At 47.8% G+C, this 19,861-nt stretch carries 14 protein-coding genes; 9 read left to right on the top strand and 5 right to left on the bottom strand.

Annotation, left to right across the window (positions count from 1 at the left end; genetic code table 11):
- Window positions 1-439: 439 nt before the first annotated feature.
- Entirely contained in the window at window positions 440-6,010 is a 5,571-nt protein-coding gene (locus tag GS601_RS20425) for a trifunctional serine/threonine-protein kinase/ATP-binding protein/sensor histidine kinase (RefSeq protein ID WP_162425143.1), read from the bottom strand.
- Window positions 6,011-6,988: 978 nt separating this feature from the next.
- On the opposite strand from GS601_RS20425, the gene GS601_RS20420 reads away from it, so the two are divergent.
- From GS601_RS20420 to GS601_RS20385, 8 genes are all read left to right on the top strand, one after another.
- Window positions 6,989-7,777: a class I SAM-dependent methyltransferase gene (locus GS601_RS20420; protein ID WP_162425142.1), complete on the top strand. Its 789-nt coding sequence runs from the start codon at window positions 6,989-6,991 to the stop codon at window positions 7,775-7,777.
- A gap of 221 nt (window positions 7,778-7,998) precedes the next feature.
- The gene (locus tag GS601_RS20415) at window positions 7,999-9,120 is read left to right on the top strand and encodes a Rossmann-fold NAD(P)-binding domain-containing protein (protein ID WP_162425141.1); all 1,122 of its coding nucleotides are present in this window, start codon (window positions 7,999-8,001) and stop codon (window positions 9,118-9,120) included.
- A 449-nt stretch (window positions 9,121-9,569) separates the two neighbouring features.
- A complete protein-coding gene (locus tag GS601_RS20410; RefSeq protein WP_162425140.1) occupies window positions 9,570-12,749 on the top strand; it encodes a BTAD domain-containing putative transcriptional regulator in 3,180 nt (1,059 codons plus the stop codon).
- Window positions 12,750-12,788: 39 nt separating this feature from the next.
- Window positions 12,789-13,334 carry a nickel-binding protein gene (locus GS601_RS20405; RefSeq protein ID WP_162425139.1) on the top strand — a complete coding sequence of 182 codons (546 nt, stop codon included), beginning with the start codon at window positions 12,789-12,791 and terminating at the stop codon, window positions 13,332-13,334.
- A gap of 115 nt (window positions 13,335-13,449) precedes the next feature.
- Complete coding sequence (locus GS601_RS20400) at window positions 13,450-14,520, top strand: class I SAM-dependent methyltransferase (protein WP_162425138.1); 1,071 nt, start codon at window positions 13,450-13,452, stop codon at window positions 14,518-14,520.
- A 24-nt stretch (window positions 14,521-14,544) separates the two neighbouring features.
- A complete protein-coding gene (locus tag GS601_RS20395) occupies window positions 14,545-15,174 on the top strand; it encodes a GNAT family N-acetyltransferase (protein ID WP_238393407.1) in 630 nt (209 codons plus the stop codon).
- Between the two features lie 284 nt (window positions 15,175-15,458).
- Window positions 15,459-16,040 (top strand): hypothetical protein, encoded by a 582-nt coding sequence (locus GS601_RS20390; protein WP_162425136.1) that lies wholly within the window; start codon window positions 15,459-15,461, stop codon window positions 16,038-16,040.
- 209 nt (window positions 16,041-16,249) lie between these two features.
- Window positions 16,250-16,744, top strand: coding sequence for a hypothetical protein (locus GS601_RS20385; protein WP_162425135.1), 495 nt, complete (start codon window positions 16,250-16,252; stop codon window positions 16,742-16,744).
- Window positions 16,745-17,139: 395 nt separating this feature from the next.
- On the opposite strand, the gene GS601_RS20380 is transcribed toward GS601_RS20385, so the two are convergent.
- The 3 genes from GS601_RS20380 to GS601_RS20370 are packed head-to-tail and all read right to left on the bottom strand — an operon-like array spanning window position 17,140 to window position 18,553.
- On the bottom strand, window positions 17,140-18,069 hold the full coding sequence (locus GS601_RS20380; RefSeq protein WP_162425134.1) for an FTR1 family iron permease: 930 nt from the start codon (window positions 18,067-18,069) through the stop codon (window positions 17,140-17,142).
- A 44-nt stretch (window positions 18,070-18,113) separates the two neighbouring features.
- Complete coding sequence (locus GS601_RS20375; protein ID WP_162425133.1) at window positions 18,114-18,368, bottom strand: response regulator transcription factor; 255 nt, start codon at window positions 18,366-18,368, stop codon at window positions 18,114-18,116.
- The gene (locus GS601_RS20370) at window positions 18,368-18,553 is read right to left on the bottom strand and encodes a hypothetical protein (protein ID WP_162425132.1); all 186 of its coding nucleotides are present in this window, start codon (window positions 18,551-18,553) and stop codon (window positions 18,368-18,370) included. Before GS601_RS20370 ends, GS601_RS20375 begins: the two co-directional genes overlap by 1 nt.
- Before the next feature lie 165 nt (window positions 18,554-18,718).
- On the opposite strand from GS601_RS20370, the gene GS601_RS20365 reads away from it, so the two are divergent.
- Complete coding sequence (locus tag GS601_RS20365; protein ID WP_162425131.1) at window positions 18,719-19,027, top strand: photosystem I reaction center subunit IV; 309 nt, start codon at window positions 18,719-18,721, stop codon at window positions 19,025-19,027.
- 184 nt (window positions 19,028-19,211) lie between these two features.
- Here the strand turns inward: GS601_RS20365 and GS601_RS20360 are convergent, their stop codons facing one another.
- Complete coding sequence (locus GS601_RS20360; RefSeq protein WP_162425130.1) at window positions 19,212-19,847, bottom strand: DUF1294 domain-containing protein; 636 nt, start codon at window positions 19,845-19,847, stop codon at window positions 19,212-19,214.
- Window positions 19,848-19,861 lie beyond the last annotated feature (14 nt).

The raw sequence follows: 19,861 nt of genomic DNA, 5'->3' as shown, positions 1-19,861 counted from the left end.
GACATTGCTGTTTTTCTCCACACGGCAGAACCCATTCTCTCATTTGTCTCTCCCTTTTTTCAATTTGGTATGAAACATTCCTTGCGCTCTAGCTTCGCAAATGAAGTCTGCGGTTTCAAAAACCCAAATCCCGGCAACGGGAGTGAAACTCGAGCTTGTCGTCGGATTCCTGTTTGAAACGAGGTTTCAAAAACCCAAATCCCGGCAACGGGACTGAAACTGAAGACGACCTTTCCCGGTATGTCGGCAACCGACCGTTTCAAAAACCCAAATCCCGGCAACGGGACTGAAACCGACTAACCCCGTATCTAAAGCGTGGGGGCTTGCGTGTTTCAAAAACCCAAATCCCGGCAACGGGACTGAAACATATCTTGAATCACTATTAACCCATACAGCAACCATCAGTGACTTGATCTCTAAATCTTGCGACAAAACCAGGTTAAACAACCGCACAAACTTTTTGGTGGATAGGAATCTGAATCACAAACTCGGTTGCTTCGCCAGGTGTAGAAAAACATTCCAATTTTCCACCGTGTTTCTCAGTCACAATTTGGTAACTGATGGGCATCCCCATTCCTGTCCCCTTGCCAACAGTTTTCGTCGTAAAGAACGGGTCAAAGATTCGTTGTTTAACTAGCTCTGGCATCCCAGAGCCGTTGTCTAAAATTGTAATTTTCACAGACTGAGAGGTGCTAACTGATGTGCGAATAATGATCCGATTAGGATTATTTTTGATGTGCTCATACGTTCGCTTAGTGTTTGCTTCCTCTAACGCATCGATCGCATTTGTCAGAATATTCATCACTACTTGATTGAGTTGTCCGGGATAGCATTCCACTTGGGGTAACTGACCATAGTCTTTGATCACCTCAATTTCCGGGCGTTCAAGTGTAGCCTCTAGGCGGTGCTGCAAGATCATCAGAGTGCTATCAATTCCTTCATGAAGGTCAACGCGCTTAAACTCGGCTTCATCCATGCGTGAGAAGTTTCGCAGCGACAGCACAATTTGGCGAATCCGATCGGTGCCTACTCGCATAGACTGAAGGGTCTTAGGGAGGTCTTTTTGCAAAAAGTCTAGATCAATGTCGCTTGCTTCTGCTTGCACGTCGGGAGCCAAATGGATGGAGTGCTTTTGATAGATCTGCAAAACGTGGATCAAATCTTGAGCATACTCCTGAACGTAAATCAGATTGCCGTGGATAAAATTGACCGGATTGTTAATTTCATGCGCTACTCCCGCTACCATTTGCCCCAAGCTAGACATCTTTTCAGTTTGAATCAACTGAGTCTGAGCACGCTGCAATTCTGCTAATGTCTCTGAAAGCCGTTGATTTTTTTCGTGCAACTCCTGAGTGCGGTGCTCAACTTTTTGTTCTAAGGTGTTGTAGAGTAGGGCGTTTTGCAGAGAGATCGCTGCTTGTGCCATTAGGAGTTGTAGGACTTCGATGCGATCGCTAGTAAATGCCCCAAGCGTCAAGTTGTTTTCCAAATACAGAACCCCAATCAGTTCTGCTCGGTTACGAATGGGCGTACACAATACGCTTTTGGGCTGCTGTGCCAGGATGTAAGGATCGATCGAGAAGGGCGGTTCCGTCCGGGCATCGGCGATTACCAGCGTTTCAGAGGTGCGAGTCACATAGTTGAGAATCGATTGTGGGATCACCTCGCTAGACTCAACTGGTAGTGAGTGTGCAGCAGTCTCCCCTATGGGTAACCGCGTTGTTGTCTCAGCCTCACCACCAGCCTGGGCTACAACGACCCACTGTTTTGCTTGGCGCAACATCAGCACACTCTTCTGTGCGCCGGCATTCTCGACGACCACCCGCATCACGCTGGCTAACAATTGATCGAGTTGAATTTCACCCGAAAGGGCTTGAGAAGCTTTGATCACCGTAGTTAGATCCAACGCTTTGGAACTGTCTAAACTGCTACTTAAGCCGGAAGAGGTGGTAGATGAGATGGTGCCTTGTTGCAGTAGGGTGCGTTCGGGTTGTGACAGGCTGCTGAGCAACATGGGATATTTTTGCTCTAGGTGGTTTACCTTGGTTCTTGCGCCCCAGCGAACATAGGCATAATAAGCATCGACCAGATAGACCTGAGCAATTTTGGCTTTGCCCCACTCCAAGTAAAACCGACCTGCCAGTTCATAAGCGAGGGCTTCTTCTTGACGGAATGCATGGGCAGATGCTCCAGCGATCGCATGATCATAATGCTCCATTGCGATCGTGAATTGTCCCAAGATTCGATGCCGTTCTGCTTCAATCAGGTGAAACTTGTGTAGAAAATTCATGGGTGCAGAGTCTGCCCATTGCAATATTTTCTTCTGGTTACTCTGCACCTTGTCTAAAATTGTCGTCTGTTCGGTTTCGGTTCCCGTTGCATAAATTGCTAATTTTGCGAGCGAATCATAGAAGTAAAATACCGGGACGAAGTATAAGCCAGACACACCATCTATATATTGCTCTGCTAGTTCCGCAAAATGAACTGCTTGCCGAGCGTCTCCAAATAGGTAGCTCAAAATCAGCTTATTGAGATAGACCTGATACAGGGCATATCGGTCATCTGCGTGTGGATGGAGGGGCAGCGATCCTTCAGAGCTTGGCAAAATCAATCGCGTTTCATCATACGCTTCACCTGCCAGGTCGATCGGGTTCTCCGGCGATTCGAGCAAATTCAAGACTGCCTGTCGATAAATCTCGTGGTAGGTCAGGGTGTTAATTTGCTTGATTTGGGTCAGCGCATCACTACACGTAGCAAGTTGTTCTGCCAGTTTGTTGAGTTCTCGTCCGCAGAAGTAGGCGTACTCGTTGTGATGCAAGATGCAGTACGCTGCATACTCAATATCTCCAGTTTCCAACCCACTGTAATACGCCTCCATGAGGGGATCTAGCGAGGTTGCCAGAGCTTGTCGCCAATGGGTAGTCATGCCATAGACGATCGTGAAGGTTTTTGCCTTAGTGCTTCGGGCATCGAGTTGATTGAGTAAGCAAATTGCCAGTTGCCCAAAACGATATCCGGCTTCAGTGTGGCCTGTGGTAGACAACAAAAGCCCATAATTTGCATAGGTAAATGCAGACCAAGACGAATTGCCATACTTCACAGATAGCTTTACCTGCTCACAGATCACCAAGGGCAACAAAGACGGGCAACACACAAACGTGATTGAAATCAGCGTCGCTAAAATCCGCATGGCTGCCAGTTTCTCAGGCAGTTGCATGATGGGTAGCTCAATTAGCTGATCAATCTCTCGATCCGCTAACGTCGCTTGAATGTGTTGCAGGGCATTTTCAATATCGGATGGAGTAGGAGCCTTTGGCAAGTCAATCGCCAACAGACGCAACACCGTTAGAGCTAGTGCCAATGCTTCTGATAATTGATTTTGAGCAATGCTGGCTTGAATCTTGACCTCATACACCTGAATCTGATCCAGCAATGTCCTGGCTTTCTGCAACACCTGTTCCGCCAGTTGATCCATTTGATCAAGTTCACCATTGAGGTAAGCCACCTCCACCCCTTCTGAATACACCATCAGCGTTAGCTCATAGGCTTGTTCCCAAGGATCTATTGGCAGCAAGCTTCGCCCCGCACCGAAATAGCCAGATGCTGCGCTATACGCTGCTGCCGCAACTGCTTTGCGACCTGCCTGTAGATTGAGTTGCACTAACTCCTGCCGTTGGGTCAAGTCGCTAATCAACGCTGCACCTAAATTTAGTTGATTGACAATTTCAAACAGTCTCTCTTCTCGGTTGTCCTCATCATTCTGATTTAGCAGCAGTTGACCAATCCGTAAATGAGTCGCCTGTTTTTGATCATCGGGAATGAGCACATAGGCTGCCTGTTGAACGCGATCGTGGAAAAATTTGTACTTGGGTAATTGGCTAAATGTGTCCTGAGCCCCATTGACCAGTTCCCCATCGCTTCCATCGTGAAACAGTTTGTACTCATCCCCAGTCGGCACGAGAAAGCCCTCTTGCAGGGCAGCCCACAGATCTGTTGCGGTTTCGTGTAGCGATCGCTGATACACAACAGATAGGGCGGCAAGATCAAACTGGTTGCCAATACAGGCAGCTAACTTGAGGACGTTTTGAGTGGCATTGGGCAGCTTCTGCAACTGAAGGCGCATAAACTCTATCACGTCATCATCTAGTGACAAAATCTCAATTTGCTCCAGGTTGGATTGCCACTTACCAGTCTTAAAGTCGAAGACAATCAGCCCGTCTTCATGCAGAGATTTAAGAAACTGAGTCGTAAAGAAGGGATTGCCATTGGTTTTGCGATAAATCAGTTCGCTCAGGGGGTGGGCTGCTGCTGGGGTACAATTGAGGGCATCTGCGACCAGTTGATTGATATCTGCTGAAGTCAGAGGTGCTAGAGCGATCGTATTGACTATAGTTCCGGTTGCCCGAATCTCGTCCACGGTCAACATTAGCGGATGGCTAGGGGAAACTTCGTTATCTCGATACGCTCCAATCAGCAGTAGATCGTGGCTCTCGCCATCACTCATCAACAGTTGCATCAGCTTGAGCGATGCTGCATCTGCCCACTGCAAGTCATCGAGAAACATCACTAGGGGATGGTTGGGTGCGGTAAAGACGTGGATGAACTTTTGGAACTGCACATTGAAACGGTTTTGCACTGCACTACCCGTCAGTTCTGCGGCAGGGGGTTGCTTACCAATGAGCCGCTCTAGTTCTGGGATGACCTCAATGATGATTTGAGCATTTTCACCCAACGCCTTTAAGATCTTGCGTTTCCACCGTTCCACTTGGGCATCACTTTCTGTGAGCAATTGCCCTGCCAGATTGCGAAATGCCTGCACAAAGGCGAAAAGAGGAATATCGCGCTGAAACTGGTCAAACTTGCCTTTGATGAAGTAGCCCCGTTGCTGCACAATGGGCTTATGAACCTCGTTGACCACAGCAGTCTTGCCAACGCCAGAGAAGCCAGCGACAAGGATGATCTCGCTGCTTGAAGACAAAGAAGGTAGAAGTGAAGAGTGCAACAGGTTTGGCTCTTGGCTCTGTGTCACTCGCTCAAAGGCGGCTAACAAGTCGGTAACTTCTGGCTCTCGACCGTAAAGTTTTTCGGGAATGATGAAGTGATTTGAGATGTCTCGCTGTCCCAATGAAAAGGGAGCAATTGTGCAGTTGTCTTGCCACTGGTGTAAGCAGATCTCCAGATCACGCTTTAAGCCTAGAGCGCTCTGATAGCGATCTTCCGCATTTTTTGACATTAGTTTGCTAACAATGGCTGAAACCATTAGCGGAATTGAGGCATTGAGTTGATCAACGGTTGGAGGCTGTTTAGCAATATGACAATGCACTAACTCCATTGGATCATCCGAGTTAAACGGTAGCTGACCTGTCAGCAGTTCAAAGCAGGTTATTCCTAGAGAGTAGAAATCTGTGCGGTAGTCAATGCCCCGGTTCATGCGTCCAGTTTGTTCGGGCGAGAGATATGCCAGAGTGCCTTCTAAAACGTTCGGGTTGGTGAGGGTTTGCGTTTCACGGGGCAGACGAGATGCCACGCTAAAGTCAATCAGTTTGACTTGCCCAGTGGTGGGATTGATCAAAATATTGGCAGGTTTGATGTCTTTGTGGATGATGCGATCGCAATACAGCCCATTTAGAATATCGGTGAGCGCGATCGCAATTCGCAAAAATTCCGCTAGAAATTTTTGGCTCTCTGGCTCTTTGCCGTCTACGCTCCAGACGGTTCTATACTCTTTTAACGAAATTCCTCCAAAGTCCTCCATTACCAGAGCAAGACTATTCTGGTAAGGCTCCAGGCTGTAAGGACGAACTACCCCAGGCAAGTCAAGCTGTTGTGTCAGGATGTATTGATTTTTGAACTGCAACAGTTCGGAAAAGCTGGGATAGAGATTTTTGAGCAGCTTGATGACCACAGGCTGTTGATTCGACTCTTGGATACCGCGATAGACGACTGTTCTGGAACCGTCGTAGATCGTTTCTCGAATCTGATATCCCTGCATCTGAATTTGCTTTGTCATTGTCCCTTGATGATTAGCTCAACTAGCCGACTGCGTTAGTTATCCCAACTTCATGAGGTTCTCCATCAGGTGGCTATTGTTTTTTGAAAGCATAATTTAAATCTGTCTTTGGGCTTGGGCAGCTAGTCGATGCTAATCACATGTTTCCATCACTCTTACTGTTTTGCGTTAACAGGGCAGTTGCGCCAGCATTCTGGCAACCGGATTTAGGAACGTTCTGTAACTTAAGCAATATTCTTTCAGTAAGGTTTGGTGCGACTAGTCAGTATTTTGCCTAAGCCGTAATTATACAGATGCAAATCCATAAAGCTGAACCAACAGAGCAAGGTTGTTCAGTAAATTTGCTTATAAGCGGCTACCTCAGCGGTTTAGAACTAGAAAGCAAGTTTTTTGTCCGAGGTTAAGCAGTTTCGTAGGTCTTTTATAAAACAGATCGACATTGCTAAGATTTTACATGCAATCTCTACAGACTTGAGTTTGCTTGTTTTCGCAGAATATTTCATCTTCTATAGATAGCAGTAATGAAACTGAGTTTTTTGATGTCTTTGAGTAGCACTTAAAACATAACCCTTTTCTACAACTATTCGCAGCAAACCTACGTAATACTGAATTTTTTTCAGAACAAAGCCTTGATTTGCTGAGATTTTCAGTAAATTTACGCGAATGGTACTCTCCGAAAAATTTCGCTATGGGCTAGCAGATGAAGCAGGCTATTCTATCGAACAATTCGGTGTTCTCGGTTTTCTTAATCTAAATTTTAGGATCTCCGTGTAAGCGCCTCCGTAAGACCAAGTAGGCTCCGCAAGACTAAGTACGTTCGCAAGCCGCATTTCAGACATAGTTTTCGCAAAATCAATATTTCCCTACACGTTTCTGTTGGATGCGTAAGAAAGACGTGTAAGGAATTCGGGGGTTGCCAAGCTTCTGAAGTGCTTCAAGTTGCATTCGTGAAGCAAAATCATACAGGTGAAAAACATCATGGTGCTGTCTACCAAAACCGTTCATTCTTCCTATCTAGTCGATCGCCTTCTATCGGGTAAAGATGAAAACTTGTTCAACTATGTCAAGTTTCGGCTGATTAGCAAAGCCTTGAAAGAGGCTGGTATTCTGCATCCCCGCATTCTCGACCTTGGATGCGCCGACAAAATTGCACTGCGTTACCTATCTGATCTAGGGATCAATTTTCAGTATTGTGGTGTGGACTATGAGTCCCCGTTTTCGCCCGATATTCTGGCAGATATTCGCGAGTCTAATCAAATCATTGCAAAACTTCCGTGGCAGCCCAATGTCATTTTTCTACTGGATGTTTTGGAACATCTTGATGGACTTGAAATTGACATTCTCCAGATACTTCAAACGTGTTGTTCAATTCTGGAACCCGGCGGTGTTGTGATTATTACCGTTCCGCAGATGTATCGGTTAGATCGATTTAAATTCAAGCATTTGCATTACGAAGAACATAAGATTCGGTTACGTCAAGACGAGTGGTATGACCTGCTCAGGTGCGAACTGAAGGTTCACAGAAGCCACGGTGTTGGATTTATTTCGGTCATTCCTTACCTGGTGATGCTTCATCGTCGCTATGAAAAGACTCCCTCGCTCATGCGTCTGTTTAAGCAACTGCGCGAGAAGACCCTAGAACAGCCATTTCTGCGCGTTGTAGATTGGCATCTCAGCCGTTTATTCGGTGGACTACCATTTTTTAGGCAGTGGACTAACGATGTTTTGTTTGTCTGCGAAGTGCCTCGTTCTGATTCGCAGTTCTAATCTGTTACAACTTCAGACTATGCAGCTTGAAGTTGTAACTCAGGCATTGCTGAATTCAAATATGAGTTTCAGACTTGTCCCATTCTAGCCTTCTCTCTAGAGAGAACAGTTAGGGAGGTAGTTTGGGAGAGGTAGGTAATTCATGTTTGCATTCAGCAACGTCGAGACTTAATGTCCCTATGCGTTACGTATAAAAGTGGAACAGATCACAAGGATGCTCAATGAATAATTTCCATCCAGACTTTCTTGGTGAGGTCGCTCGGCGAGTAGGCATCAAACCTCATCCTAACTGCCGCCAGTTTGTCGTACAGCACCTTTATGAAGATACTCTGCGGTTGCTGCTGATTTCCCACCAGTTTTTTCCGATTGATGTGGTGATTGGCATTAGCTATTCTGGTAAAAAACACGTTGTGGAAGCGTTGGAGGAATGCGGAATCCAAGTGTTGACACCAGGATTCCAGGAATTAGAAGAAACTATTGAAATTGAGTTGAAGAACAGTCTTGAACGGTGCTCTCAAACAGGTCATCAACTGCTTTTACACGAGGTAGGCGGCTATGCAATTACTTGTTTCCACAATTGCTATCGAGACTATTCCAACGTTGTTCGAGGGAGTGTTGAGATTACGAAGCAAGGAGTATGGGCAGCGCAGCGTATTGATGATCTTCTGGTTCCTCAGTTGAACTGTGCTGAGACGAGACTAAAGGAAATTGAAGGAGATTATGTTGGTGATGCGGTAGTGCTGTCTCTAGATACGATTTTGCGTGAAATTGGCTATGCGATCGCAGGGCGCTTAGCGCTTGTCAACGGCTATGGCTGGGTTGGGCGTGGCGTGTGCCGCAGTCTACGAGCAAAAAATGTGACGGTGGCGGCACACGATGTTGATGTGATCAAAAAGGTAGCCTTGAAGTTGGATGGCTTCTTGTTGCAAGATGAGTTGGACACGTTTGATCGAGCTTCGATCGTGATTGGTGCATCGGGAGTATGTTCGATTACGCCGGAGGTGATTGATCGCTTAAGCGATCGCACCATTCTAGTCAGTGCCAGTTCAAAAAAGATTGAGATTGATTTAGACTACTTGCATAATCAGGCACAATGGACTGAGTTTGTTCATCCCCATGTGCAAGCTTACTACCTCCCAAATCGTACTCTCTACCTGGTAAATCAGGGCTACCCTGTTAACTTTATTGGCAGTAGTGTTCCTGATGAAATTGTTGAATTTCTGTTTGCGGAGGCACTCATTTTGCTAGAACAATTAGTGACCAAAGACTTTCCGCCCGGAACGTTTCCGCTTTCTCCTGAGTTAGAAGAGATTCCAGCAGAGGTTTGGTTGGACTTGCGTTGATGACTCAGTTAAGTGGCTAGTGAAGTGGCTTGTGCTACCCAAGCTGCTGACGGGTGAGCGCCCAGTGGCATTCTTTAACAGCAGGCTTTAATCATTGAATACAGCTTGATAGTGGGCACAATATGGGTCAATAAAGCTAACAGTTTCTACTAAAACGCAGGAAGGATTTAAGCCGGTGGATTGAACTTGCTACCTTTAGATTGCTTGTAATAAAGAACAAAAGAGAGATAGAAGGTGCTCTTCCTTTCGTTCAGTATGGTTCGAGTTCTATTCATTTGACCGTTGCAGAATCGGGTTTGAAGTAAATAATTATGACGAGAAGATCGACCTGTGCCTATGTGCAGCGGCTCGGTCTTATTTCTTTGTTTAGTCTTTGGAATAGATCGTCATAAAATAATGCTGGTAGATCGCAGTAGCACTTCTGAAACTTTGGAGACTGTAAAAAGACTGTGCCGCAACTTCTACAGCTTAACCTTCTGGGTGGCTTTGACCTATCGTATGGTGACAAATCACTGACAGGTGAGATAACAGAGCGACTTCAATCTCTGCTGACCTATCTGGTGTTGAATCAGCACGCCCCCCAGTCTCGACAGCATTTGGCATTTCTCTTTTGGGCAGACACCAACGACTCCCAAGCGCGGACAAACTTGAGGCGAGCGATTCATTATCTACGCCGGATTTTACCGAATGTCGAGCAATTTATTGCCATTGACTCCAAAGCACTTCGTTGGCGGCACGATGCACCGGCAACCGTGGATGTTGTAGAGTTTGAACAAGCGATCAGATCTGCTCATTGTTGCGAAGCATCCGCAGGTGCCGAAACTGCACAACTATCCGAGCTAGCTGCCGTCCAAGCTGCGTTAGAACGAGCGGTTGCGCTTTATCAAGGAAAACTCCTACCCAATTGTTACGACGAGTGGATTGAGCCAGAACAAGAGCGGTTGCATCAAGCCTGTATTCGCGTTTATACCTGGCTAATTCAGCAATTGCAAACCCAAAAAGACTACAGTGCTGCCTGTCGGTATGCCCAACAACTGTTACGAGTCGATCCACTCAATGAAGCAGCCTATGGCTCTTTGATGCAGTTGCATGCGTTGAGCGGCGATCGCGCCAATGCCCTTCAGGTTTACCACCGATGCATGACAGTGCTACGCGAAGAGTTAGGCGTTGACCCTAGCCCTACTACTCGGAAACTGTATGAACACTTGTTGCTAGAAGACGAGTTGCCTGACCACACATCTACTGCTCAATTTTCTACTAGTGCTCGTCCCCATCCATTGTTGTCGCGGCAGCCCTTGCGCTCAAAATGTCCTTTAGTAGGACGTGAATCGGAATGGAACCTGATTCAGCAGTGGATCAGTTTGATCTCTAGTGGTGCGGTATCAGAAGTGTTGCTGGTGCTGGGCGAACCTGGAATTGGCAAAACCCGATTGCTAGAGGAACTCCGAGAAGCGATGCCATCGGCAATCTGGGGGCGCGGGTTTGCAGCAGAAATGGTGCGACCCTATGGCATCTGGATTGATGCTTTGCGATCGCTGGCAATTCCACCCTCGGTCAACATTCCGATAGAGCTAGGCTTTCTGCTTCCAGAGATGGGGCAACCTGCGATCGCCGCGCCCGATCGCAGCCACTTGTTTGATGCAGTAGTGCAACTGTTGGTTGAATGGGCCCATCAAAATCCCATCGTTGTGATTCTAGATGACATTCAGTGGATTGATGAAGCCTCATCCGCGTTGCTGCACTATGCCATTCGCTTACTGAGTCACTCACCAGTGCGATTTGCCTGTACGGCTCGTTCTGGGGAACTTGAGCAAAATGGGGCAATCTCGCGGGTGGTGCAGGCTCTCAGGCGAGAGCAGCGCTTAAGAATGCTTGAATTGCAGCCCTTCGACCGGGGAAAAACGGCTGAACTGATTCGCAGTATCAAACCTAGCAATGCGTCAGATTTGTCTCTAGAAGTCGTTGATCGGGTGTTTATTGACAGTGGAGGAAATCCCCTGTTTGCGCTAGAAGTTGCCCGTGCGGTGTCACAAAAGGTGTCACACAATCAGTCTGCTCATGCCAATGATCTGGAAGCGTTGATTGGCGATCGCTTGCAGCAACTAGACCACTCTGCCCGCGAGTTTCTTCCCTGGGCTGCCGCATTGGGGCGGAGTTTTAACCCCACCATGGTGGCTCAGGTAGCAGACCGCCCTCTGCCCCACTTGCTAACCGCCATCGAACAGCTTGAGCGACAAAGCATTATCCGTCCTAGTACATCTGTTGGCAATGAGATGGGATACGATTTTGCGCATGATATTGTGCGTCAAGTGGTGTATCGGCAGCTTTCAGAACCGCGCCGCCATTTGGTACATTTGCAAATTGCTCACAAGCTCAATCAGATCTCTACGTCAGACAACGCCTCAGATAATGCCTTGGCGGGTGATATTGCCTATCACGCTTCCCTAGGCGGCGATCATTTCTTGGCTGCCTCTACTGCCTTGCTAGCGGCAGAACGGTGCCTCAAATTATTTGCCTATGCAGAGGCAGCAACAGTAGCGCAACGAGGAATCCAGCACTGTCAACGATTGGATGAACGGACTCGAATTCACTGGCAGTTGGGATTGCTGCGAATCTGTGCGATCGCAGGGGTGACGAGCGATCGCGCGGTGCAGTTGGAAACTGAGATCCAGCGATTGGTCAGTGATGCAAGTCGGTTGGGCTTGAAAGACGATGAAGCGATCGGGCTGGAGTCATTGGGGGTTTTGTCTTTTAACCAAAGCAACTTTATTGATGTGCATCATCACTCATTGCGAGCTATTGAGGTGGGTCGAGCCGCTAGCCCTGTAACAGCAGCGCGACTGTTGGCGTTTAGCGGCTCCTGTCTGGCAGAATTGGGGCAAGACCTGATTCGGGCAGAAGCCTTGCTGCTAGAGGCACAATCGCTGGCTGACAGGGTTGGCTTAGAACTTGGTGATATTTACATTGGGTTAGGCGGTATTCATCTGCACAATAATCGCTATGAGGCAGCCCGAACCCTCCTACAGCAGTCATGGCGGCTGGCGCAAGTTGAGCAAGATCACTGGCGTGAATGTAATTCTCTGACCTACCTAATCATGACAGAATTGGCGGCTGGCGATGCGATCGCGGCATTGTCCTACTGTCAAGAAGCGGCAATTATGGCAGCGAAGATCAAAGGCGAAGGTAGTGAAAGCGCGATAACAGCCGCACTGACAGCACTGGTCAATTACAAGCTTCAGCAACCTGGCTCCGAGGTTGTTTTAGAAGACGCGATCGCTAGGCTAAAACAAATAGATATTAAACGAATGCTGGCTTATGTTGGGATTGGATCTGCCGAAGTTGATCTAGAACACCAACGGTTTGAGATGGCGGCAGGTCGAGCCGAAGCTGCCTTACAAGCGGCTCAAATGATGAACCATCCCAGCGAGACTGCTTTAGCTTGGGCAATGTTTATTCAAGCTATTTTAGAATTAGAGGAACACGAACGAGCGATCGCACAGTTTAAAGCCCTACAGAGCCAAATTGATCACCATGTGCTCAGTACCCGCGCTCAAACCGCTCTTGATCGCGTTGCTCAACAGATACAGCGAGCTATTTCCGTCACATTCCATAATCCTTCAGACCCGTGACTCAATCCCCGTTCAATTTTCTTACTGAGGCGATTCATTATGTCTCTCGTTATTGTTGAAACCGCTGCCGAACAGCCCTTGACCGATGAATATCTGTATGATGCCAATCAGAAAGTGTTGCCTTGTTTTGAAGCCCGAAATATAACCTGGCACTATTCTTTGTTATCCCTCGATCGCTATCGGATGATTTGTACGTTTGATGCGCCCGATGCTGAGTCTGTACGGGAGTCTTATCGCAGACTTGGGTTGCCCTCTCGCCCAATCTGGGCTGGAGATCGGATTAGGCGAGAAGCGGCGCAACCTCAGCAAAATTTACGAGATTTAACGGTGCGGCATGTCGTGGAGGCAACCTATCCCCCCCTCAGCGAAACAGACTGGAACGAACTCAGCCACAGATTTTTGCACCACTGTGCAGCATGGGGCATTGAATGGCTGCAATCTTATCGATCGCTCGATCACACAAAAGTGATTTATGAACTGAATGCACCTGACATAACGCCAATTCAGGACGCCCAGCACAAATTAGAGATTCCCTGTGCTCTCGTTTGGTCTGCCCAAGTTTTAATCAATCCAACTCGGCTCTAGATCAGGCTTTTCAAACTAGAAACGGTTTGGGAACGGTTTGGGAACGCTGCGATCGCTAACTTAAGTTCAGATGCAACAAGCAGAGTCTGCATCAGTAACTTAGGAGAAAAAAACCATGACAACCCAAACATTTGATGTAACCAAAGCTGAAGCCTTTGCCCAACAAATGCTAGATGTACTCAACAGTGCCGCGATTGCTCTGATGACATCGATCGGGCACCGCACCGAACTGTTTGACACAATGGCAGAATTGCCGCCCTCTACCAGCGAGCAAATTGCCAATGCCGCCGGACTCAACGAACGCTATGTGCGGGAATGGCTCGGCACAATGGTCACCGGTCGCGTGGTGAACTATGACCCACACGACAAGACCTATGTTCTACCTGCGGAACATGTTGCATCTCTAAGCCGGAATGCCGTTTCTGACAACATTGCTCCCTTTACCCAATTTATCCCGCTCTTGGGAACGGTCGAAGAGCAAATTATCGACTGCTTTTACCACGGAGGTGGGGTGCCCTATTCCGAGTTCAAACGCTTTCATGCAGTGATGGCAGAAGATAGCGGTCAAACCACGGTCTCTGCATTGTTCGATCATGTGCTGCCGCTAATTCCTGGAATCACAGAATCGTTGCAGCAAGGCATTGAGGTGTTGGATATAGGCTGTGGCAGTGGGCGAGCGCTCAACCAATTGGCTGACGCCTTCCCAAACAGCCGATTTACCGGCTACGACTTTTCGGGAGAAGCGATCGCAACTGCCACTACCGAAGCCCAACTCCGAAAACTGAGCAATATTCAGTTTCAAGTCAAAGACGCGGCAACGTTGGAGGAGCGCGATCGCTACGATTTCATCACCACTTTCGATGCCATTCACGATCAGGCAAAACCCGATGCAGTGTTGCAAAACATCTACAAAGCACTGCGCCCAGATGGCGTTTATTTGATGCAAGATATCCGCGCCACAACTGATGTAGGGGGCAACCTAGATCACCCAGTTGGGCCATTGCTCTACACCATTTCCTGTATGCATTGTATGACGGTTTCGCTGGCATACGGCGGCATGGGACTGGGAGCGATGTGGGGACAAGAAAAAGCGCTGCAAATGTTAGCTGAAGCAGGGTTTAAGCAAGTCGAAATCAAACAGCTAGCCCACGATTTCCAAAACGATTACTACATTGTGCATAAATAAAGGAGCAATGCAATGAAGAATATCATGCCAGTAAAAACAGTGTTTCGAGCCGCTACGCTTGCTGATTGCTCTACCCTTGCCCAACTGTTTCAAACTGCATCAGATGGCGTTTCAGACTACATTTGGAAGACGTTAAGTTCTCAATATCCAGGGCTGACACCGCTTGAGATTGGGGCAAAACGCTACGCAAATGCAGAGAGTCTCTTCAGCTACAAAAATTGTGTCATTGCAGAATGTAGAGGCAACCCGGTTGGAATGATGTTGACGTTTCCAGCCGCCGGAATTGAAGATCTGATGGCATCTGAAACACCTGAAGTGCCGCCGTCCACTAGTTCAGTAGATTCGCCTGAAGCAGACGTGTTGGCTCCCTACAGTTTAGAAGCGCCCGGAACCTGGTATATCTGCGCCCTAGCGGTGTTTCCAGAGTTTCGTGGACAAGGGATTGGCACAGAGTTACTGTCGATCGCCCATCAACAAGCGGCAGAACGAGGACTGTCAGACTTGAGCCTACTCTGCTTTGAACAAAATACAGATGCCTTGAGGCTTTATCAGCGTCATGGATTTGAGATTGTGGATCGCGCCAAAGTGGTTCCTCATCCGCTGATCCATTACACCGGCGATATCCTCCTCATGACCGCTCCCGTTCAAGCCTAAACCCAGAAAACCGTATGTGCCAACTTTGTGCATTAGCAGCACGGTATCCCCGTGTTCGCCAGGATTCACTTGTCTTTGACCTCAGCCAATTTGCGATCGCTGTTGAAGTAAAGCCATTGCCTGAGCAACCCCTGTCTGAGCAACCCCTGTCTGAGCAACCCCAAGAGCGATCGCTAAAAGATGCTCAGGAGAAACCATCATGAAACCTCAACGACATCTCTGTGAATGACTTGGCATCCCGTGTAAATCACAATCAATTTCTCAACGCAAAGGAACTACAAATCATGAAACGTCAAATGTTTGCGATCAATTTAGCAGCTACTACTTTCTCTATTGTGTCAACCGCTATTTTGTTAACTGCCTCGCCTGCTTCTGCCGGAGAAGTCATGACAGATAGGTGTAGTTCAGAGGTGGCGATTGTTCCTTCCTACAATGCTCAACCGATGACCCCTGGAACCGTGTTGCTGACCAGAGATGCGAATGGGCAAACCCCTTGGTCTAATCCTTTTAGGGTAAAGACTGGAGGGGGTGGTCTTACAGGCAGTGGTTACATTCGCTGGTGGTGTCATTCAACCACTGGCAACATTTTTGACCCTGGCACCTGGCGTCCCGATATAGACTTCGCCAAAGCCGGAGTGTGTGTGGTTGACGGCATAGGAGTTATTTTTGGAGGAGATGAGAACGACAAGGGCGGCAAAAAAGGCAGTGATATTGTCAAAAATTGTCTTGGCGCTGTCAAAAAAATTGGCTCATCGGCAAAGGACGGCTGGACACCTGAACGTTCTCGATGTGGCAACCGCTCTACCTTAATTCGGGCACGACTGGGTTCTAATCGATTACTCCAAATCGAATGCCTTGGAAAATAATTCCACCTGGATTTGTTCTTAATGTGGGTTGCTCGATAAGGAAAATAGAAATGTATCGAGCTAACGTTTCTATCTACCGCGATCTCTGATGAGAAGTCTGCAATGCTGCGTTAGTCATCGAACAAGCGCAACTAAACTTTGCCATTTAGTTTGCGAATTTCTATCCAAATCAATCTTGCCGTTTATTCAATTTTAGGAGATTACAAACCATGAAACGTCAATATGTTGCAGCCAGCCTGGCAGCTATTTCTGCGTTAGGTGTGCTTTTTGTGGCAGCACCCGCCCACGGCATTCAAGAGCGAGAGCAAAACGGGACGAGAAACCCTCAAAACATTGGTAGAGTGTCGTCTGTTCCTATCAGAGTTTCTGGACAAATCACAGGTAATCGAGATGAGGATGTGTTTCGCTTTGAACTTTCTCCCGGACAAAATGTGAAAGCAACACTCACGGTGAACGGAGACATCGATCTGGAGGTTTTGGAGGACAGCAACCTGGACGGAAAATTGGCGGGAGGAGACACAAAAAAAATCTCGATCAACGAAGGCAAGCAAACCGAGGAGGTGATCTATAGAAATATGAGGTCGAGATATGGCTTTGTTCGCATTATGGATTCTGGCGGTGCCGGGTTATCGGGAATTGTTGCCTACAATCTAACAATTACAGCGGTGTCAGCAAACGGGCGACCTGTAATTCAAAACCGTTAAGCCAGTAGTTGCAGATCTGATGGCTTCCACTTGCGAGGGGAATGGTATGACCGCGATCGCAGTACACAAGCAGCGATCAACCTTAACCCGTGGGCTGGTTTGAAGGTTTTCAATCTGCGCTACGGGCTACCTATGGCTACGGAGCATTTGCTATGAACAAGAGCAACGATTCACGGGTTATACATCAGATGCAAGGTTTAACCCCACTTGCCCATCAAATCGAGTTCACTCAACTAAACACGGAGATTACTTACCATGAAACGTCAAATTTCTTCCAGCGGCTGCTACGAATCGCCTGTGCCAAGTGAACTAGCCAAGAACCTAGGCGCAGGGGCGCAAGGCGAAGTAGGGCAAAAATGCGGATCATCTCAGCGTGCATAAAGCGTTACCCTGCATTATTTGAGGGCAAGATCGGACATTGGCGCAGGTGCTTTCGGGGAATTAAAACTGCGGAAATAGAGCCTACCGACCAGACCGAGAAATAGGAAATAACCGATCGCTTGCACTAGATAAAGCGTCTCCCGATACCCAAACAAGGTTTTGAGAATAATACCGGGAAATTCTTTATCGGGTAGGACGGCATGGGCATCCCACACCAACGCTCCTAACAGACAGGTGGGGGCGGCTGACCAGCAGAGTGAGGCAAATTGGGGATGCAATTGCACAAAGGCGATCGCGGCTGCATCCAGATGACGCAGCACCGAAATCACCAACCCCGAAACAATCAACAGCAACAGCGTTCCCATCACCTGGAAGAACTGTTTGAGATTGATTTTGATGCCCCACTTGAACAACAAAACACCGATGATGATGGCTCCGACAACGCCCGCGATCGCGCCCAAAATAGGAGTCCAACCCGTCTGAAACTGCGCCGTTAAAAACAACACCGTTTCAAATCCTTCTCGCAATACTGCCGTGGCAATCAAACTAAAAATGCCCCAGGCAGCGACCCCATTACCCGCAACCGCCGATTGCACCGAGCCTTCGATCTCTGCCTTGAGCGATCGCGCCTGCCGGGTCATCCAGATCAGCATCCAACTCAGCATGGCGATCGCTAATATTCCCAGTCCCGCTTCTAGTAGCTGTCGCATCACGACCATATCAGGAGATTTAGCATTTTCTACCTGATGCAACACTTGGAAGGGCACCCCTCCCACCCCAACACTGGCAACCAACCCAGCGACAATGCCGAAATAGACATAGGGAATTAACTGAGGTTGTTTTGCCTGACGCAAACACGCCAGCACAATCCCAACCACCAGTGCCGCCTCAACGCCTTCGCGCAAGGTAATTAAAAAGGTGGGAATCGCCGGACTCCAATCCATCGGTTTAGTTCCTGAGTGACAACGGGTAATTTATGCAAACCAAATCATTCTATGGAAATAAAATAATGCTTACTATCGATCGCAGCCGTTTGCCCCTGCCATTTTACAGTCAACGTGGATAGATCCAGGCTCAAATCTCCCAACCGGAAAATGGAGCCTTGCCATTGGTGCGATCGTTGCGCCAAGACCCGCACCCGCGCTAGCCATGCTGAGATATCGACCGGCTTTACCAGATAGGCATCGGCTTCGCCATCCAAGCCCATCACGTTATCCCCGATACTAGCTCTCGCAGTCAGCATCAAAACGGGTGCCGCCTTGCCAATCGTCTGAGCAGATCTCCCACAAACGAGGATGATTCTCTTGAAGGTGCGCCAGAAGTGGCAGAAGTTGCGGCGAATAGATCGCTTATACCATGGGTGATCAGAAAAAAGCCGAGCGACCCAATGGCGCGATCGCTGGTTCTGCCGTAGATTAGCACTGCCAAAACTATCCCGCCTCGCCTTCCAATTGTTTCAGTTTGTTGCAACCCACCCCTCTAACTGCGTTGCTGTTCGCCCTACGTAGTAAATTGAGGAAAATTGTTCATCAAACGAGTTGGCGGAAGTTGTCGCCTAGCTGGTTGATGCTTGATAACAAGAGGAAGACACTCATGGTTCAACGTGGTTCTAAAGTCCGCATTTTGCGTAAAGAGTCTTACTGGTTCCAAGACGTTGGGACGGTTGCTTCTATCGATCAAAGTGGCATCAAGTATCCAGTAATCGTACGTTTCGATCGGGTTAACTACACTGGGTATAGCGGCAATGCGAGCGGTGTCAATACCAATAACTTTGCCATGAATGAATTAGTTGAGGTCGAAGCACCGACTGCCAAGGCAGCAAAAGCTCCGGCGTCGGCAAAAGCGGCGGCAAAACCTGGGAAAGTTGAGGCTAAACCAGAAACGCAGAAGAAGAACGACTAATTTCCTGAAATTAGCGGTTTAACTGTTTACTCCAAAAACTAACACTGTTGCATTCATCGAGTAGGATTTCCCCGTTGAGATTCTGCTCGATTTTGTTTTGGTTTCCACTTTCATTCTAACTAGAGCTATCTCAGGTAGCTGCTATTGCTCAGACCAGACTTCTGAAGGCACCAGGGAAGAAAAATTATCGCGTTTTACTAAGGAAAAACCAGCCTAACCAAAACAGCAAGTGGAGTGTAACAATTACCCAGAACACCGCTTGATAAGACCTCTTTTGATTCTTGTGACGAATCGTGCGCTGAGCAATGAACCCTCCTAGCCATCCACCTGCTAGTTCGTACAGATGCAACCTGTTTTCTGGAATTCTCCACTCGTCCCGCTTCGCACGAGACTTATCATCTTTGTACAGTGCAAAAGTCCATAAACCCATGACGGGATAGAGAATAAGCGGAATTGGATTAGCAATTGCCCACGCAAATTGGATCGATCCCCACAATGGCAATGCTGATAGAAACAATGTCTCCAATACTAAAACCAGATGCTTAAGTACGGTTTTTCTAGATGTGGATTTTCTTCTTGAAGCGGAGGTTGATTTCGCTCTTGCGCCTAGAATAAAAGCCTTGTCTGCACGAACTTCACGGTTCTGATTAAAGGTTAGGTGATAGTAAATCACATCGCCTGCCTTTGGACGACGGGTTCTATCTTTCAGGGCAGTAATGTGAAGAAAGACATCCTGGCTGCCATCGGCGGGTTGGATGAAACCAAATCCTTGCTCATCTTTCCATGTTGTCAATTGTCCTCTACGCAGACCCGGTTTCATGCAAGAAGCCTTAA

The organism is Myxacorys almedinensis A, from assembly GCF_010091945.1.
GTDB lineage: Bacteria > Cyanobacteriota > Cyanobacteriia > Leptolyngbyales > Leptolyngbyaceae > Myxacorys > Myxacorys almedinensis.
This window is presented reverse-complemented; position numbering and strand designations above follow the sequence as displayed.